Source organism: Glaciibacter kafniensis (assembly GCF_039538945.1).
GTDB classification, from domain to species: Bacteria; Actinomycetota; Actinomycetes; order Actinomycetales; family Microbacteriaceae; genus Cryobacterium; species Cryobacterium kafniensis.
Window position 1 is genome coordinate 105182 of sequence record NZ_BAABCN010000015.1, and the last position, 17319, is coordinate 122500.

The 17319-nt window shown below is 67.7% G+C and carries 12 protein-coding genes and 2 pseudogenes; 6 read left to right on the forward strand and 8 right to left on the reverse strand.

Annotated elements, in window-relative coordinates; all coding sequences use genetic code 11:
- Positions 1–66: 66 nt before the first annotated feature.
- Together ABD791_RS18300 and ABD791_RS18305 are read left to right on the forward strand one after the other, a co-directional pair.
- On the forward strand, positions 67–936 hold the full coding sequence (locus ABD791_RS18300; protein ID WP_345069317.1) for an SDR family oxidoreductase: 870 nt from the start codon (positions 67–69) through the stop codon (positions 934–936).
- A pseudogene (locus ABD791_RS18305) lies at positions 933–1707 on the forward strand (aminoglycoside phosphotransferase family protein). Before ABD791_RS18300 ends, ABD791_RS18305 begins: the two are co-directional and overlap by 4 nt.
- A gap of 618 nt (positions 1708–2325) precedes the next feature.
- Here ABD791_RS18305 and ABD791_RS18310 read toward each other — a convergent pair.
- The 3 genes from ABD791_RS18310 to ABD791_RS18320 all read right to left on the reverse strand — a co-directional run bounded on the left by ABD791_RS18310 (position 2326) and on the right by ABD791_RS18320 (position 5091).
- Entirely contained in the window at positions 2326–3006 is a 681-nt protein-coding gene (locus tag ABD791_RS18310) for a GNAT family N-acetyltransferase (protein WP_345069318.1), read from the reverse strand.
- 56 nt (positions 3007–3062) lie between these two features.
- On the reverse strand, positions 3063–3434 hold the full coding sequence (locus ABD791_RS18315; protein ID WP_345069319.1) for an META domain-containing protein: 372 nt from the start codon (positions 3432–3434) through the stop codon (positions 3063–3065).
- 697 nt (positions 3435–4131) lie between these two features.
- Positions 4132–5091, reverse strand: a complete 960-nt coding sequence (locus ABD791_RS18320; protein ID WP_345069320.1) for a LysR family transcriptional regulator — start codon at positions 5089–5091, stop codon at positions 4132–4134.
- A 291-nt stretch (positions 5092–5382) separates the two neighbouring features.
- On the opposite strand from ABD791_RS18320, the gene ABD791_RS18325 reads away from it, so the two are divergent.
- Positions 5383–9153, forward strand: a complete 3771-nt coding sequence (locus ABD791_RS18325) for a proline dehydrogenase family protein (RefSeq protein ID WP_345069321.1) — start codon at positions 5383–5385, stop codon at positions 9151–9153.
- A 286-nt stretch (positions 9154–9439) separates the two neighbouring features.
- Here the strand turns inward: ABD791_RS18325 and ABD791_RS18330 are convergent, their stop codons facing one another.
- A complete protein-coding gene (locus ABD791_RS18330; protein WP_345069322.1) occupies positions 9440–9820 on the reverse strand; it encodes a GntR family transcriptional regulator in 381 nt (126 codons plus the stop codon).
- A gap of 3 nt (positions 9821–9823) precedes the next feature.
- Complete coding sequence (locus ABD791_RS18335; RefSeq protein ID WP_345069323.1) at positions 9824–10699, reverse strand: dienelactone hydrolase family protein; 876 nt, start codon at positions 10697–10699, stop codon at positions 9824–9826.
- A 400-nt stretch (positions 10700–11099) separates the two neighbouring features.
- On the opposite strand from ABD791_RS18335, the gene ABD791_RS18340 reads away from it, so the two are divergent.
- A complete protein-coding gene (locus ABD791_RS18340; RefSeq protein ID WP_345069324.1) occupies positions 11100–11873 on the forward strand; it encodes an ABC transporter permease in 774 nt (257 codons plus the stop codon).
- A gap of 101 nt (positions 11874–11974) precedes the next feature.
- On the opposite strand, the gene ABD791_RS18345 is transcribed toward ABD791_RS18340, so the two are convergent.
- Positions 11975–12412 carry an Lrp/AsnC family transcriptional regulator gene (locus ABD791_RS18345; RefSeq protein WP_345069325.1) on the reverse strand — a complete coding sequence of 146 codons (438 nt, stop codon included), beginning with the start codon at positions 12410–12412 and terminating at the stop codon, positions 11975–11977.
- Between the two features lie 215 nt (positions 12413–12627).
- Here ABD791_RS18345 and ddaH point away from each other — a divergent pair, with 215 nt between their 5' ends.
- Complete coding sequence (ddaH, locus tag ABD791_RS18350; RefSeq protein WP_345069326.1) at positions 12628–13485, forward strand: dimethylargininase; 858 nt, start codon at positions 12628–12630, stop codon at positions 13483–13485.
- 544 nt (positions 13486–14029) lie between these two features.
- On the opposite strand, the pseudogene ABD791_RS18355 reads toward ddaH, so the two are convergent.
- Together ABD791_RS18355 and ABD791_RS18360 are read right to left on the reverse strand one after the other, a co-directional pair.
- A pseudogene (locus ABD791_RS18355) lies at positions 14030–15277 on the reverse strand (alpha-hydroxy acid oxidase); the annotation flags it as partial.
- A gap of 3 nt (positions 15278–15280) precedes the next feature.
- Positions 15281–16108, reverse strand: coding sequence for a FadR/GntR family transcriptional regulator (locus ABD791_RS18360; RefSeq protein WP_345069327.1), 828 nt, complete (start codon positions 16106–16108; stop codon positions 15281–15283).
- A gap of 230 nt (positions 16109–16338) precedes the next feature.
- Between ABD791_RS18360 and ABD791_RS18365 the strand changes: the two genes are divergently transcribed.
- Positions 16339–17301, forward strand: a complete 963-nt coding sequence (locus ABD791_RS18365; protein WP_345069328.1) for an aldo/keto reductase — start codon at positions 16339–16341, stop codon at positions 17299–17301.
- Positions 17302–17319 lie beyond the last annotated feature (18 nt).

Genomic DNA, 17319 nt, shown 5'->3' on the forward strand with positions numbered 1-17319 from the left:
GAGATCAGGAATCTTCCACGCCGCCCGGCGTTGGGGTTGATGATCCCCTTCGAAAGGAACATCCCCATGACAGTTGTCGTCACCGGAGCCACTGGGCACCTCGGTCGTCTCATCGTCGAATCGCTTCTCGCCCGTGGAGCGGAGCCGACGAGCATCGTCGCCGCCGGACGTCAGGCCGACAAACTGGCCGCACTGGCCGAGCTCGGAGTCACGACGGCCAGCATCGACTATTCCGATGAGGCGAGCCTGGCTGCGGCCTTCGTCGGCGCCGACAGCGTGATGCTGGTCTCCGGCACCGAAATGGGTCAGCGCGTGGCACAGCACGCTGCAGTGATCACCGCTGCGCAGGCCGCTGGTGTCGGCCGCATCGTCTACACGAGCGCTCCGCAGGCCGACACCTCTGCACTCATTCTGGCTCCAGAGCACAAGGCGACCGAAGAACTGATTCGCGCCTCTGGCCTCGGTTTCACCATCCTGCGCAACGGCTGGTACACCGAGAACTACCTCGACATGCTCGACCAGTCAGACGCGAGCGGCGAGATCGCGGTGAGTGTCGGCGACGGCCGGGTCGCCAGCGCCAGCCGGGCTGACTACGCGGATGCCGCAGCCGTCGTTCTCCTCGGAGAGGGCCACGATGGCGCGACCTACGAGCTTTCCGGCGACGTCGCCTGGAACTTCGGAGACCTCGCCGCTGCGTTCAGCGACATCCTCGGGCGCGAGATCCCGTTCCGCGCGATCAGCACAGAGGAGCACATCGCGGAAATGACGGCGGCCGGTCTGCCCGCTGGTGCTGTGCAGTTCGTCGCGGCTCTCGACTCCAACATCCGCGACGGCGCGCTCGAGGTAACCTCTGGCGACCTCGCCCAGCTGATCGGCCGGCCCACGACGCCGCTTCTGCAGGGCCTGCGCACGGCCAGAGGCATACTGGTCGGATGAGTGCTGCCGCGGCCCCGTCTGGCCTGAGTCTTCTCGATTCGGCGTTCGAACGCTGGAATCTGGTGCCAGACGGGGAGCCGTTCGCAACCGCCAGCAGTCTGCTCGCCCCGGTGCGACGCGGCGACGGAACCCCGGCCATGCTCAAGCACGCGCTGGTGGCCGAGGAGCGGATCGGCAACCGCGTGATGGTGTGGTGGGGCGAATCTGACGCGGGGTCCGCCGCGGTACTCGAACACGACGATGCGACGATTCTGCTGGACGGTGGCTCGACTTCATTCGATGCCGGGCCCGGTCCCGCCGGCTCTGGCCGGTGAAATGCCCAGCCTGACCGAGCGGTTCGCCGACCTCTTCGCGCACGGTGAGCAGCGCGGCGGTTTCTTCGCTCGAGCCGCGGCCGATGCGCGGGTGCTGCTCGCTGGGCAGCGCGAGAGCGTCGTGCTCCACGGCGATATGCACCACGGCAACGTACTCGACTTCGGCGACGCCGGGTGGTTGGCGATCGACCCCAAGGGCATCGTCGGCGACCCGATTTTCGACTTCCTCAATCTGTTCTGCAATCCGACTCAGGCCGTGGCCGTGCGCCAGGGCCGGTTGGCTCGACAGGTGGCAGTCGTGGCGGATGCCGCGGCGTACGACCCCGACACCCTCCTGCGCTGGCTGATCGCCTGGAGCGCGCTCTCGGCGACCTGGTACGAGCTCGACGGGCTGCCGGCTGATCACGCGCTCACAGTGGGGGAGGAGGCGGAGCGCCTCCTGGGGCGCAATCGGTGATCGAGGAGCGCCCGACGGAGTCGGCCGCGTCTATGAGGCAAATGACCACTTCGTCGATCGAGGAGCGCGCGAGCTTGCGAGCACGCGTCTCGAGATCTCGCGAGCCAATTCTTGAACTCGGGTTGCGTTCAAACATTGGCTCGCGGGGTCTCGAGACGGCCGCGGGCGGCCTCCTCGACCAACGAAATGGTCAGATTCGTTCACCACAATGCCGCGCAGCGGCGCCACTGCTCGAGATCTCGCGAGCCAATCCTTGAACTCGGGTTGACTTCGAACATCGGCTCGCGAGGTCTCGAGACGGCCGCGGGCGGCCTCCTCGACCAACGAAATGGTCAGATTCGTTCACCACTATGCCGCGCAGCGGCGCCACAGCTCGAGATCTCGCGAGCCAATCCTTGAACTCGGGTTGCGTTCAAACATTGGCTCACGGGGTCTCGAGACGGCCGCGGGCGGCCTCCTCGACCACCGAAATGGTCAGATTCGTTCACCACAATGCCGCGCAGCGGCCTCACTGCTCGAGATCGCGCGAGCGGATCCTTGAGCCGGGTTGCGTCTGTAGGTCGGCCGGCGGGGGTCTCGAGACGCTCGCTGGCGCTCGCTCTTCGACCAGCAAGAAAACTAGACCGGCGCATCCGTTCTGATACCGAAGAGCGGATGCTCCGGCGTGCTCGAGCCGAGCTCGGTGAAGCCCAGTCGCCGGTAGAAGGCGCTCGCCGAGGCATTGGTCGGGGAGACTCCGAGGTGCACTGCCGCAACTCCCCGTTCGCGCAGGGCGGCGAGCAGAGTGCGAATCAGCTCCCGGCCAAGACCCTGCCCCTGCAGCGAGGGCAGCAGGTTGATGTGCAGGTGGGCGGGAAACTCGTCGACCTCGTCGATGAGCATGTTCTCCGGCCGGTAGCCGCGGTCGGCCATCTCCTCGGCGAGGCTCAGCTCCGTGCCCAGCGCCACCCCCAGCGCCGCAGCCGGGCGCGCGTGCCGATCTGCAAAACCCGGCAGCCAATGCTCGCGATAGCGACGAACGAACTGCCGGGTGTCTGCGGTGCCGATGATGTACCCCTCGACCCCGCGATCGGTGTCGACCACGAACGACAGATCCGGCTCCAGCTCGAGATAGGGGCCGGCGTAGATGTCGGCGACGACCGTCTCGTCGAGGTACAGACCGGTGGCATCGGTGCCGGCGTCGCCAGTGAGCAGACAGACGCGGTAGACATCCGCCCGATCGGCAGCACGATACTGACGGATGCTGCTCGTCGGCCGCAGCTCAGGGCCGGCGCCCTCCGATGGCGACGGCTTTGGCAAGGGCTCTGGCGACGGCTCTGGCCCTGGCGAGTGCGGGGTTGCGGCGGTGACGGGGACTACTCGCTGCGCTCGAGGGTTCCGATGGTCTTGTCGTCGGCGTCGAGGAGCGTCAGTGTGGAGCCGCTCACCGTGCCGGTGGTCGCGAGGCTCAGCCAGGTGTCGACGCCTTCGCAAGCCATCATCGTCGAGGCGAGGTCGCTGAACTTCACGGTGTCGCCGTCCTGAGTCCAGTTGCCCATGAGACGGTTGCAGCCGTCGGTTCCACTCAGCTTGCCTCCCTCGGCCAGGTCGAGCGACGGCTCGCCCTGCACGTCGACCTTGCCCCAGGATCCCGTCGCGTCGTTGCCGGCGCCGCCAGCGTTGGTGGCGCAGCCGCTGAGCGCGAAGGCGAGGGCGACGATGGCGGTCAGGCTCAGAACTTTGCGCATGTGAAGGATCCCCAATCGAAATGACGGCCAGCCGCGCGGGTGACCCGCGACGCCCGACCGATCAGACATGTTCGTTGTAACTTACACCGCGCATCCCGGCGAACGGTGGCGGCGCGTCGGGTCTCGCACCCTGTTCACCCTCGGTTCACGCCGGCTCGTTTCCGCCCTCCGGTTTGAGTCGTCCCCCCGCTCCGATTCACGCTGGTTTGTGCCGGTTCGCTTCGCGCGCGCTGGTCCGCCCCATGCCGGCCCCCGTTCGCCCCGCGCGTGCGCTCAAATCGTCGTGCTCGGTCGCGGGAGGCGACGATTCAAGCGCACGCGTGACGTGGGCGGCGAGATTTCGCTGCCGGGGGTGCGCAGCGGCGGCCCAAATGCCCGCGAGTGCGGGCAAACGGTCGCTATCCGGCGACTCAGAGCGGCTATTCGCCCGCACTCGCGAACAACGGATGTCGAGGTGCGAGCTCCCGCTCACTTCATTCGCGCGTGCGCTCGAATCGTCGCGCGTGGATGCCTGGAAGCGACGATATGAGCGCACGCGCGAACTCGCCCCGCGCGATGAGGGGGCGCACGACGAGAGTCAGCGCGATGAGGGGGCGCGCGATGAAGGGGCGCGCAACGAGGGGGCGCGCGATGAGGGGGTGCATGACGAGGGGGTGCGCGATGAGGGGGCGCGCTATGAGGGGGCGCGCGACGAGAGTCAGCCGACGACGGAACCGACGACGGGGCCGACGGCCGGCGCCGCCACGCGCGCGACGGCATCCGCCAGCGCGGCACGCACGGCGACGACACCGGGGCGATCGGCGCTCGAGCGGCGGGCCGAAGTGAAGACGGTGCGCTCCGGGTGGCCCGGCAGATCGACCAGGTGCACGCTCGGCCGAGCGCCGGCCCAGACGAGGTCGGGAAGGATGCCGACGGCATTTCCGGATTCGATCAGCCGGATGTGGGCGATCAGGTCGGCGGTCTCGAAGCGCACATCGGGCTCGAAACCGGCCGACCGGCAGAGTTGCGTCGCCCAGTGGCGGGAGGCGGTGTCGGCCGGTTCCATCACCCACGGCAGCGCCGCCGCAGCGGTGAGCGAGGTGATCGGGAGGGACGCGGCACCGGGCGCACCCGGTCGAGTCGCCGCGGGTGAGACCGCCAGTCGCAGCGCATCCGTCGCCAGCGGAACGCGGTCGAGATCGGGCCGATGCTGCCGCGTGGTGCCGGGGTATTGCTCGGCGATGACGAGGTCGAAGTCGCGGGCCGACACCTCGAACAGGCCCAGTTCGGGCTCGCGCTCGGTGATTTCGACGCGGAGGTCGGGGTAGTCGGCGGCGAGCAGGGTGAGCGCCTGCGGGATCACGGCGTGCGCGGCCGACTGGAAGACGGCGACGCGTACGGTTCCGGAGACGGTGGTGAGGGAAGCCGTCACCTCGGCTTCGGCGAGCTCGAGCCGTTCGAGCACGTGCGCGGTGTGCGCCACGAGAATCTCGGCCTGCGGAGTGAGCTGCACGCGCCGCCCGACTTTCTGCAGCAGCGGAACCCCGACTTCTTTCTCGAGGAGGGCGAGCTGCTGCGAGACGGCAGAGGGACTGTAGGCGAGCGCTTCAGCGACGCCGGCGAGGGTTCCGCGAATCTTGAGTTCGCGCAGCAGGCGCAACCGTCGCACATCCAGCATCGTCGCTCACTTTCCTGCCGTGGCCGTCGCGGCGCATCCGTCAAGTTTGCTTATCATTATCGTTCAGAAAGATTCGCTTTTGCTTCACGAACTTGGGCATCACACTGAGATCAGCACCCCGCTTTTTTCCCCCATTCGACGGAGATTTTGCGGTTATGAACCCGTTTCGGGCCGTTTTCGGCCGGGAGGTCAAGAATCTCCGTCGAATGGGCGGGTGTAACACCTGCACCCAGCACGCCCCGCCCGCTGCCTCAGAGCAGACTCAGCGAACGAAAGACTAATCTCGTGACCATGACCAATCCCACTGTCCCCGCGCAGAAAGACCTCGCCACCGAGGTCGTCGCCCTCGTACAGAAGTGGCTCGCCGAGAGCGCGGAGATTCCTGCCGACGCCTCGGCCGAGCGTCTGGCCGGCGTGCTCAAAGACCCGAATGGTCTCGACTTCACCGTGGGCTTCGTCGACGGCGTGATGCGCCCAGAAGACGTGATGGTCGCCGGCTACAACCTGCAAAAGGTGGCGAAGAAGGCACCAGGGTTCCTGCCCTCCTACATGCGCGGAGCCATCGGACTCGGCGGCGTGATGGGGCCGGTGCTGCCCTGGGTGGTCATTCCCGCCGCCCGCACCGTGCTGCGCCAGATGGTCGGTCACCTCGTCGTCGACGCGACCCCCGACAAGCTCGGCCCGGCGATCGCGAAACTGCGCGAAGGCGGCAACCGCCTGAACATCAACCTGCTCGGCGAGGCCGTGCTCGGCGAGAAAGAGGCGCTGCGACGCCTCGAAGGCACCCGCGCACTGCTCGCCCGCGACGACGTCGACTACGTCTCGATCAAGGTCTCCGCCATCGCCAGCCAGCTGTCGATGTGGTCATTCGACGAGGCCGTCGACCGGGTCGTCGAGCGGCTGACCCCGCTCTACCGACTCGCCGCATCCGCTCCCACTGGCGCCAAATTCATCAACCTCGACATGGAGGAGTACCGCGACCTCGACCTCACCATCGCGGTGTTCGAGCGCATCCTCGACCAGGAGGGTCTCGAAGGCCTCGAGGCCGGAATCGTGCTGCAGGCCTACCTGCCCGACGCGCTCGCCGCGCTGCAGGGCCTCACCGCCTGGGCGCAGAAGCGTCGGGCGACCGGTGGCGCACCGATCAAGGTGCGCATCGTCAAGGGCGCGAACCTGGCGATGGAACACGTCGACTCGGCCGTGCACGACTGGCCGCTCGCCACCTATTCGACCAAGCAAGACAGCGACACCAACTACAAGCGCGTGCTCAACTGGGCGTTCACCCCCGAGAACACGGATGCCGTCAAGGTCGGCGTCGCCGGCCACAACCTCTTCGACGTGGCCTACGCCCACCTGCTCTCCGTGCGTCGCGGCGTGGCCGACCGGGTCGAATTCGAGATGCTGCTCGGCATGGCCACCAGCCAGGCCGAGGCGGTGCGCCGGGATGTCGGACGCCTGCTGCTCTACACGCCGGTCGTGAACCCGGCCGAGTTCGACGTGGCCATCAGCTACCTGATCCGCCGCCTCGAAGAGAACGCGAGCCAAGAGAACTTCATGTCGGCCGTGTTCGAGCTGACCAGCACACCGGCCCTGTTCCAGCGCGAGAAGAAGCGCTTCATCGCCTCGCTCGACGAGCTGAACGCCGACACCATCAGCGTTCCCACCCCGCACCGCACCCAGAACCGGGCGCTGGAGACCGAACTCGACCGTGCCGCGAAGGCCGCAGCGGTGGAATCCGGCCAGGCAACGGATGCGGCGGCCATCGCCGCAGCGGATGACGCGCTCTCTTTCACGCAGCCACGAGCCCGCGAGGAAGACCCGCAGCTCACCAACGCGGTGCTCGGCCTCACCCGTGGGTCGCTCGGCACCGGTTTGCTTGACGCCGCGGCTCCCGGAGCCGGATCGTTTGATGCCGGAACAGTCGAAGCCGGATCGCACGAAGCCGCGGCGACGCAGGTCGGGGTGGCTGGACCACACCCCGTGCAGGGCGCGCGCGCCCTCGCATCCGGATTTCACAACGAACCAGACACCGACCCGTCGCTGCCGGCGAACCGTGCCTGGGGCCGCGCCATCCTGGCCCGCGTCGAGCAAAGCCAGCTCGGCGTCGACACCATCGCCGCCGCGCGCATCGACGAGGCGGCCCGCCTCGACGAGGTCATCGCCACCGTCGTCACCGCCGGAACCACCTGGGGTCAGAAGAGCGGCGCCGAGCGGGCCCGTGTGCTTCACCGTGCCGGCGAGGCGCTCGCCCGCAACCGTGACAGGTTGATCGAAGTGATGGCGGCCGAGACCGGCAAGACCATCGCCGAATCCGACCCGGAGATCAGCGAAGCCATCGACTTCGCCCACTACTACGCTGAACGGGCCAAAGACCTCGACGCCGTGCAGGGCGCGATCTTCGTGCCGTCGACGCTGACCGTGGTCACCCCGCCGTGGAACTTTCCGGTCGCCATCCCGGCCGGTTCGGTGCTGTCGGCGCTCGCCTCCGGCTCCGGAGTCATCATCAAGCCGGCCAAGCTCGCGCAGCGCTCCGGCGCCATCATGGTTGAGGCGCTCTGGGAGGCGGGAGTCCCACGCGAACTGCTCGCACTCGTGGACCTCGGCAACCGCGACCTCGGCACCCAGCTGATCTCCCACCCGGCCGTCGACCGCGTCATCCTGACCGGCGGCTACGAGACCGCCCAGCTGTTCCGTTCGTTCCGCAACGACCTGCCCTTGCTGGCCGAGACCAGCGGCAAGAACGCCATTATCGTCACGCCGAGCGCCGACCTCGACCTGGCCGCCGCCGATGTGATCAAGAGCGCGTTCGGTCACGCCGGCCAGAAGTGCTCGGCCGCCAGCCTGGTGATCCTGGTGGGGTCGGTCGCCAAGTCTGAGCGGTTTGTGCGCCAGCTGGTGGATGCGGCGACCTCGCTGCACGTGGGCTACCCCTCCGACCCGGCGACCCAGATGGGTCCGATCATCGAACCGGCCAACGGCAAGCTACTGCACGCGCTCACCTCGTTGGGCGTCGAGGAGGAGTGGCTCGTCGAGCCGCGCCAGCTCGACGACACCGGCAAGCTCTGGTCGCCCGGCATCCGCACCGGTGTTGCCCCCGGCTCGTACTTTCACCTCACCGAATTCTTCGGCCCCGTGCTCGGCATCATGCACGCGAAGTCGCTGGAGGAGGCCATCCGTTTTCAGAACGCCGTCGACTACGGGCTGACGGCCGGGCTGCAGTCGCTCGACTCCGACGAACTCGCCGAGTGGCTCGACACGGTCGAGGCCGGAAACCTCTATGTGAACCGCGGCATCACCGGCGCGATCGTCGAGCGCCAGCCGTTCGGCGGCTGGAAGCGTTCCTCGGTCGGAGCCGGCACCAAGGCCGGCGGCCCGAACTACCTCTACGGTCTCGGCAGCTGGATGAGTGCGCCGGGCAAGAACAGCTCGACGCTGCACCTGCGCGGGCTGGAGCAGCGGGTGACCGACGTGATCGAGGCCTCACAGAGCTCCCTCGACTACACCGATTTCGACATCCTGCGCCGCTCTGCCCTCAGTGATGCGATCGCCTGGCGTGACGAGTTCAGCGCGGTGAAGGATGTCTCGGCGGTGGGCCTCGAGCGCAACCTGTTCCGCTACCTGCCGCTGCCCGTCACGGTGCGCCTCGGCGAGGACGGCTCCCTCGGCGAGCTGCTGCGTGTGATCGCCGCGGCCACACTCTCGCAGTCGAAGTTCGTGGTCTCGAGCGCCGTCGCGATTCCACCGAAGGTGCGCAACCTGCTCGACGGCCGGGAAGTGCCGGTGCACGTCGAGAGCGACGCCGACTGGCTGAAGCGTGCCGCCCAGGGCGGCATCACCACCAGCCGGGTGCGGCTGATCGGCGGCGACCAGTTCGACGGAGCGGCAGCGGCGGCGACAGCGCTGCTCGGCGCCCTCGGCGGCAGCCCCGACGTGGCGGTCTACTCGCACCCGGTCACGCAGGCCGGCCGGGTGGAGGTGCTGCCGTTCTTGCGCGAGCAGGCGATCTCGATCACCGCTCACCGCTTCGGCAACCCGAGCACGCTCTCTGACGGTGTGATCTAGCGCCGCGTGATCTGGCCGCGGGTGCGGGTGCGGGTGCGTGTGCGTGTCCGCACCCGGGTTTGCGTTCGATTTCTCCTCGCGCCCTCACGCTCGAGTTCCTTCTCGCGCTCTCGCTTCCCCTCGCGCTCGTGTTCGGCATGGGCCCGTTTCGTTACGCGAAAGGTCGCAGACCGCCCCTTGAGATCGATTCATGGGGCGGTCTGCGACCTTTCGCGAAGGCATTTCCCCGCGAACGTGCAGCGCTCGAGTGCAGGGGCGCGGCTTGGGACCGCCGGAGTGATCAGGTCTAACGGATGCCGAGGGCGGCAGCCGCCAGGGCGAGCGCCTCGGTGGGCGCGACGCCGAGCGTGGTGATGCGGTCGGCGTAGGCGACGGCCGCCAGCTGCGCCTGCCGGTGGGTCGAATCACCGCTGGCGGAGACGAACGACCCGTTGCGCCCTCTGGTCTCGATCACCTCGTCCTGTTCCAGGGCGCGGTAGGCCTTCGCGACGGTGTTCGCGGCGAGTCCGAGATGGTCGGCCAGGCCGCGCACCGTCGGTAGTTTGTCGCCAGCGGCCAGCCGCCCCGACTGCACGCCGGCGAGAATCTGCGTGCGCAACTGCTCAGAGGCAGGAGTCGTGGACTGCGGGTCGAGCGTGACGAAGGACGCATCCATTGTGGTGATCACGTGCTACGCCGCGACGCTGATGCGTTCTTTGAGAAACTCCACCACCCGGTCGCGCGCGGCGATCGTGGGGTGGCCGGGCACCTCGCGCACCTCGTTGGTAAGCAGCGAGTGAGCGCCGGTTGTGAAACCGGCCGGGTTGCCAGGGGAGGAGTCGAGTTCGATGACCTCGAAGGCGTCGCCGAGCCGTGCGCGCAGGGTGTCGAAACGGGCGCGGGGCGACGTGACGTCCTCGCTGAAACGCAGTCCGAGCACGCAGAGGTTGTCGTTCTTCGTGCGCTCTGCGATGCGGTCGAGCGCGGCCGGGCTCACCCCCGGGTCGAGCTGGCGGGCTCGCCCGACGGGGAACGGAACCGATGGTTGGCTGACCACGGGAGCCAGCACAACGTCATCCACTGCCGTGGCCAAGGCGAAACCGCCGGTGAAGCACATGCCGATCACCCCGACACCTGGCCCGGGGGTTCGAGCGGCGAGGTCGGCGGCGACGGCACGCAGGTAGCCGGTGATCGGGCGCTCTGCACCCACCGCGAACGCGCGGAACTCGGCCGAAACGCACAGGCGGGTGATGACCTTGGCGATGTAGCCGGGGGTACCCAGTCGGCCTGGCGTGCCGAAAGGGGAGGGAACGACAACGGTGAAACCGTTGGCGATGAGGTGGTCGGCGAGGGCGAGCACCTCTGGCGTGATCCCGGGGATCTCCGGGATGAGCACCACCCCCGGACCACTGCCCTTTTCGAAACAGTCGTGGGTCAGGCCGGCTGCCGTGAACGGCGCGCGGCTCCAGCCGGTGAGATCAGACCGGGGCGGCGTGCTGCTCTGGGCGCTCTGATCGCTGCTCTGATCGGTGCTCTGATCGCTGGCGGATGCGGCGCTGTCGGTCATAGGAGTCCTGTCGAGTGTCGTGAACAGCAAGGTCGTGAAACTGGGAGGCTCTGAAATGCAATGCCAGTGAACAACAGCGTTCGTGATGAGCATCGAGTCGAATTCCCTAGTGTTGCAGCGATCCCGCGGATCTGGGAGGAATCGTGCGGGTGAACCTTGAGAATCGAACCCCCCGTTCTGGGCCCCGGCGTCCTCGGTCCGCTCGCCGTTTGAGGTAGCGCCGTCGAGCTGCGCGGGTGCGGTGCCGGCGCGCGGGTCGGATGCCTCGTCACTTTCGCGCAGAATGACGTCGCGCGGGTCCGGTGCCGCTGCGCTGGTCGGCCCCAGCGCGCGCGCCGGCACCCGACCCGCGCAGTGGCCTATGGCGGGCAGAGGGACCGCCGCTGAGTAGTCTCAAACCATGACGTGGCCGGCCGAACTGCTCGCTCAACTGGGCGTGCTCCTGCCGACCCTGCTGGGGCTGCTGCTTCTGATCGCGATTGTCGTGATCGTGCTGCGCGGCTATCGCACGCCGAAACCGTTCGCGCCGGCGTGGGCGCTGCTCCGCGGCATCCTGCAGCTCGGGGCGATCAGCCTGATTCTCGGCGGCGTCATCTCCAGCCCGCTCTGGGTGGCAGTCGGCCTGACGGTGATGTTCGCGGCGGCGGTCGGCACCGTCACACGGCGCATCGGATGGTCGTGGCCGCACCTCGGCGGGGTCACGTTCGCGATGGGGCTGGGCATCGCAGTCACCCTGACCATCGTCTTCGCCACCGGGGCGATCGACTTCACGCCGCGCTATGTACTGGCCTACGGCGGAATCGTGATCGGAAACGCCATGTCGATCGCGACGATCGCCGGGCGCCGCTTCGGTGAAGCGGTCGGCGAGCACTGGGACGAGGTCGAGGGCTGGCTCGCGCTCGGCGCGACCCCGCGCCAGTCGACCCGCGAGCTGGCGTCGCGCGCCGTTCATTTCGCGATGATTCCGTCGACCGACCAGACGAAGACCACGGGACTGGTCACGCTTCCCGGCGCGTTCGTCGGGGCAATCTTCGGCGGGGCCTCGCCGCTGGAAGCCGGGCGGTTTCAGGTCGTGGTGCTCGCCGGCATCCTGTGCGCCGGGTCGATTGCCGCTGTCGCCCTGATCCACGTTCTGTCGCCGGTGGCGCAGAAACCGGTGCCGGTCACGAATTAGAAGTCGGCCGACCGCGTCTCGACACGCTCGACCAACGCGTCTCGACACGCTCGACCAACGCGTCTCGACACGCGGTCGGCCGACGGGGTGGCCGCCGAGGCTTAGTCGACGGTGCGGTGAATCAGCCGGGTGAGAACGATCGCGCTGCGCGTGTGGTCGACGTTCGGCGCCATCCGTACCTTTTCGAGCGCTGCCTCGAGGCCGGGGATGTCGCGCGCCCTGATGCGAACGATGGCATCGGCACTGCCGGTGACCGTGCCGGCGTCGACGACCTCGGGAACCCCCGACAGGATGCGCAGCAATTCGTCGGGGGCCACGGTGCCGCGGCAGAACAGCTCGACGTACGCTTCGGTGGCCATGCCGTCGACCGCCGGATCGACCTGGATCGTGAAACCACGGATGACTCCGTCAGCAACCAGGCGGTCAACTCTTCGTTTCACGGCCGATGCCGACAGGCCGACCGTCGAACCGATGTCTCCGTAGCCGGCCCGCGCATTTTGGCGGAGGAGGTCAAGGATGCTGCGGTCGAGGTTGTCCATTAGGTGAGTATAGCTAGATCCTTGCGCTGTCCCCATGCATTGCGCGGATAATCTGCGCGAATGTGCGCGAAACGTTGAATCATGTCGTGTGAGACTGGTTCCGGCGTCTCGATGTGGCCGAGCAATCGGTGGCAACGGGCTCTCGTGAGTGACCTGGTCCGCCATCTAGTGAAGTCTGCAGCGTGAGCGCTGTCGACACCGATGAAGGAGTCGCTATGTCCATTGATCTCGATGAAGCCACCATGTCCGCCGTGCCGACGCGCATCCCCACCGCCCGCACGGTGCTGATGTGCAAACCGAGCTACTTCACTGTCGTCTACCGGATCAATCCCTATATGGACCCGGCGCTGCCCACCGACACCGCGCTCGCCGTCGCCCAGTGGCAGACCCTGTACGACACCTACGTCGGCCTCGGCTTCGACGTGCACCTGATCGACCCGATCGAGGGCCTGCCCGACATGGTCTACGCGGCCAACGGCGGCTTCGTCATCGACAACATCGCCTATGGCGCCAAGTTCACCTATCCAGAGCGCCAGCCGGAGGGGCCCGCCTACATGGACTGGTTTCGCAGCGCCGACTTCGACGTGCGCGAGCCGGTCGAAACCAACGAGGGAGAGGGCGACTTTCTGCTCGTCGGCGACGTCATCCTCGCCGGCACCGGCTTTCGCACGGCGTCGAACAGCCACGTCGAGCTGGCCGAAATCTACGGCCGCCCTGTCATCACCCTGAACCTGATCAACCCGAGTTTCTACCACCTCGACACCGCCATCGCGGTGCTCGACCCCGGCGCCGCCGACGGCAATATCGCCTACCTGCCGAGCGCGTTCGACGAACCGAGCCTCGAAATTCTGCGCACGCGCTATCCGGATGCCGTCATCGTCAGCGAAGAGGATGCCGCGATCCTCGGCCTCAATTCGTTCTCCGACGGCTACAACGTCGTGATCGCCTCTCGCGCCAAGGACTTCGAGCGCCAACTGCGCGAGCGCGGCTACAACCCGATCGGGGTCGACCTGTCCGAGCTGCTGCTCGGCGGTGGCGGAGTGAAGTGTTGCACGCTGGAGTTGCGGCGCTGATTTCGGCCGCTGCTCCGTGCGGATTCTGCGCATCGTGACCCGCGGCTTCCGCCGAGCTTGACAGTTGCGGTCGACTTTCCCTGCTGAGCCGGGGATTCTCGACCGCAAGTGTCAAGCTCGGCGAGGGGATGACGGGTGCCGAGATGACCCGTTCGTGCCGAGAATCGCCGCTGTAGCGGCGACTATCGGCAGCAGCGGCGACTCTCGGCGAGGGCGAGGGCGAGAGCGAGAGCGAGAGCGAGAGATCGCGGTGAGGTTACTCGGCGGCGTCGGCGGCGTCGTCGGCGTCGGGCGTCGGCTTCGGCATCGTGGCCTTCTTCGCGGCCAGCTTCTTCGGAGCGGCGGTGGTCGCGCCGGCGACCTTCGCGGCAGCGGTCTGGGCCGGCGCCTTCTTTGTCGCGGTCTGCGCGGCAGCGGAAGCCGTGGCAGCCGCGGCCTTCTTCGCCGCCGGAGCCTTCGCTGCTGCGGCAGCGGTGACGGTTGCGGCGCTGGTGCTGGCCGGCGCCTTTCTGACCGGTGCCTTCTTGGTCGGAACCGCGGCGACGGCATCCGCCATGGGCTGAGCCATCGGCATCAGACGAGCCAACTGCGTGACATGGCCAGGCTCGAGTTCGTCGAGTGTGGCGACGCCGAGCAGCTTCATGGTGCGGCGGATCTCCTCGGAGAGGATGGCGATCGTGCGGTCGACGCCCGGGCGGCCACCGGCCATCAGGCCGTAGAGGTAGGCGCGGCCGATGAGGGTGAAGCGGGCGCCCATGGCGACGGATGCGACGATGTCGGCACCGTTCATGATGCCGGTGTCGAGGTGAACCTCGGTCTCGGTTCCGACCTCGCGCACCACGCTCGGCAGCAGGTGGAAGGGGATCGGGGCGCGGTCGAGCTGGCGTCCGCCGTGGTTGGAGAGCACGATGGCGTCGGCGCCGAGCTCGACGGCCAGGCGGGCGTCGGCGACGGACTGGATGCCCTTGACGACGAGTTTGCCCTTCCAGGTCTCGCGGATGTACTTCACTTCGTCTGGGCCGACCGTCGGGTCGAACATGGTGTCGATGAGGGCGGCAACGGTGCCGGACCAGCGGTCGAGGCTCGCGAAGGCGAGGGGCTCTGTGGTCAAGAAGTTGATCCACCAGGCCGGGCGGGGGAGTGCGTTCAGCACGGTCTTCGGGGTGAGTGCCGGCGGAATCGAGAAGCCGTTCTTCACGTCGCGCAGGCGGGCGCCGCCGACGGGGGTGTCGACGGTGACCATCAGGGTGTCGTAGCCGGCGGCTGCCGCGCGGTCGACGAGCGCGAGCGAACGCTCCCGGTCGGCCCACATGTAGAGCTGGAACCAGTTGCGGCCGTTCGGGGCTGCGGCGGCGACATCTTCGATCGAGGTGGTGCCCATGGTCGACAGCGAGAACGGGATGCCCGCAGCCTCGGCGGCGGTCGCTCCGGCGCGCTCGCCCTCGGTCTGCATCATGCGGGTGAAGCCGGTCGGGGCGATACCGAACGGCATCGCGCTGACCTTGCCGAGCACCTCGCGGGTCGTGTCGACGTTCGACACGTCACGCAGCACCGAGGGGTGGAACTCGATGTCCTGGAACGCCTGACGCGCCCGCGAGAGCGAAATCTCGCCCTCGGCGGCGCCATCCGTGTAGTCGAACGGAGCCTTCGGGGTGACGCGCTTGGCGATCGTGCGCAGGTCGTCGATGCTCGTCGCGCTTGCGAGGCGGCGCGTGCGCGCGTTGAACTCTGGCTTCTTGAACTGCATCAGCGGCATGAGGTCGCGGGGCTTGGGGAACTGTCTCTTCACCATGGGTTAGTTTCCTTCTGTGCTGGCGGTGGGTTCTGTGCTGGCGGTGGGTTGGGCGATCGAGGCGATCGGTGATTCGGGGGTCGAGCCTGGCAAGGCACGGTTGGTCAGTGGGGCGTCGGTCAGCTGGGTCTCCGCGTAATAGCGGGTGATGTGGGACTGCATCGCGGCCCGGGCGAGCGCGGGGTCGGCCGCGGTGATCGCCGCGAGAATCTCGCGGTGCTCCTGCATCAGGCGAGCGGATGTCGCAGGCCACGAGGCGAGGCCGGGCACGCCCGCACGCACATAGCCCTCAATTGCGGTGCGGAGCCCGGCCATTGTCGCGGTGATGACCTGGTTACCGGATGCCTCGGCCAGCGACAGGTGGAACTGCGCGTCGAGGGCGAGAAACTCGGCCTCGGTGAGGTCGGGGGATTCCATGGCGTCGAGGAGGTGGGCGGAGTCGGAGAGGGCGGGCGTAGTGGCGTTTGGGGCACCCGCCGCCTCGGCGAGTTCCGTGACGATCGAGGCTTCGAGCACGAGGCGGGTCTTGACGATGTCGGCGACCGGGAATCCCTGCGCAGCGACCTGCAGGCGCATGAGCGCGGACATCCCGCCGCCCGGCAGCGCGACGATAATGGCCCCTGAACTCGGCCCGGAACCCGTGGCCGTGCGGATGAGCCCGAGCACCTCGAGCACGCGGATGGCCTCACGCACGCTGGATCGGCCGACGCCGAGATCGGTGGCGAGGGCGCGCTCGCCGGGCAGGCGGTCGCCCGGGCGCAGGCGACCCTCGAGCAGGTCACGCTCGATGCTCTCGAGCACAACTTGCCAGGCGCGGCGGTCGTCGCTCACGGGCGCCTCCTTCGGTGGTCGGGTTGTCGGTGAATTCAGTGAAATCTGCGATTTCACCCTGCTGTGGTCGGACCACAGTGGTCAGACCACATAGTTTACAGAGTGTGACGGTTTTTTGCACGACATTCCTGCCAGTGGGAATCTTCTCGGCCAGGCTTGGTTATGACCAGTGCGCGGATGCATCCCGTCCGTTCTCAATCTGAACTTGCTCAATCTGAAGGAGACATGTCATGGCAGGGACCTCGCTCAGCGCCACCACGACCAGGATCGGCGACTCGGATCTGGAGGTGTTTCCACTGGTGCTCGGTGGCAACGTCTTCGGCTGGACGGCCGACGAGCCGACCTCCTTCGACGTTCTCGATTCCTTCGTCGAAGCGGGCGGCAACTTCGTCGACACCGCCGACGGCTATTCGGCCTGGGTGCCCGGCAACACCGGGGGCGAGAGTGAGACGATCATCGGCAACTGGGTGTCGGCCCGCGGCAACCGCGACGATGTCGTGATCGCGACGAAGGTCAGCACCCACCCGCAGTTCGCCGGGTTGGCGGCCGACAACATCCGGCTCGCGGCCGACGCCTCCCTGGCCCGCCTGAGGACCGACCACATCGACCTCTACTACGCCCACTTCGACGACGCGTCGGTGCCGCTTGAGGAGACCATCGGCGCGCTGTCCGAGCTCGTCGACGCGGGCAAGGTGCGTTACATCGCCATCTCCAACTACTCGCCGGAGCGCATCGACGAGTGGTTCGACGTGACGGCGGCAAACGGGTTGCACCGTGCTGTCGCTCTGCAGCCGCACTACAACCTGGTTCACCGCGACTTCGAGCACGGCCTCCGCGAGCGGGCGGCGCGCGAGAATCTCGCCGTGTTCCCCTACTTCTCGCTGGCCAAGGGGTTTCTCGCGGGCAAATACCGGGACGACACGGTGTCGGACTCCGACAGCCCTCGCGCCGATGGCGCCCGTGCCTACCTCGATGAGCGGGGTCTCCGCGTTCTCGGAGCGCTCGATGCCGTCGCTGCCGCGCACGACGTCTCCGTCGCGTCGGTGTCGTTGGCATGGCTTCGCCAGCAGCCGACGATCACGGCTCCGCTCGCCAGTGCGCGCACCGTCGAACAGCTGCCGGATCTGGTGGCATCGGCCGCGCTGACGCTGACGGATGCCGAACTCGCGTCGCTCGACGCGGCATCCGCTTAGTTTGTGCGCCGGACCGGC

What these genes read in the sequence shown, in the direction of transcription:
- ABD791_RS18335 (WP_345069323.1), bottom strand. Translation starts at nt 10,699, where the DNA reads ATGACCGACAGCGCCGCATCCGCCAGCGATCAGAGCACCGATCAGAGC.
- ABD791_RS18300 (WP_345069317.1), top strand. Translation starts at nt 67, where the DNA reads ATGACAGTTGTCGTCACCGGAGCCACTGGGCACCTCGGTCGTCTCATC.
- ABD791_RS18365 (WP_345069328.1), top strand. Translation starts at nt 16,339, where the DNA reads ATGGCAGGGACCTCGCTCAGCGCCACCACGACCAGGATCGGCGACTCG.
- ddaH (WP_345069326.1), top strand. Translation starts at nt 12,628, where the DNA reads ATGTCCATTGATCTCGATGAAGCCACCATGTCCGCCGTGCCGACGCGC.
- ABD791_RS18315 (WP_345069319.1), bottom strand. Translation starts at nt 3,434, where the DNA reads ATGCGCAAAGTTCTGAGCCTGACCGCCATCGTCGCCCTCGCCTTCGCG.
- ABD791_RS18345 (WP_345069325.1), bottom strand. Translation starts at nt 12,412, where the DNA reads ATGGACAACCTCGACCGCAGCATCCTTGACCTCCTCCGCCAAAATGCG.
- ABD791_RS18325 (WP_345069321.1), top strand. Translation starts at nt 5,383, where the DNA reads ATGACCAATCCCACTGTCCCCGCGCAGAAAGACCTCGCCACCGAGGTC.
- ABD791_RS18340 (WP_345069324.1), top strand. Translation starts at nt 11,100, where the DNA reads ATGACGTGGCCGGCCGAACTGCTCGCTCAACTGGGCGTGCTCCTGCCG.
- ABD791_RS18320 (WP_345069320.1), bottom strand. Translation starts at nt 5,091, where the DNA reads ATGCTGGATGTGCGACGGTTGCGCCTGCTGCGCGAACTCAAGATTCGC.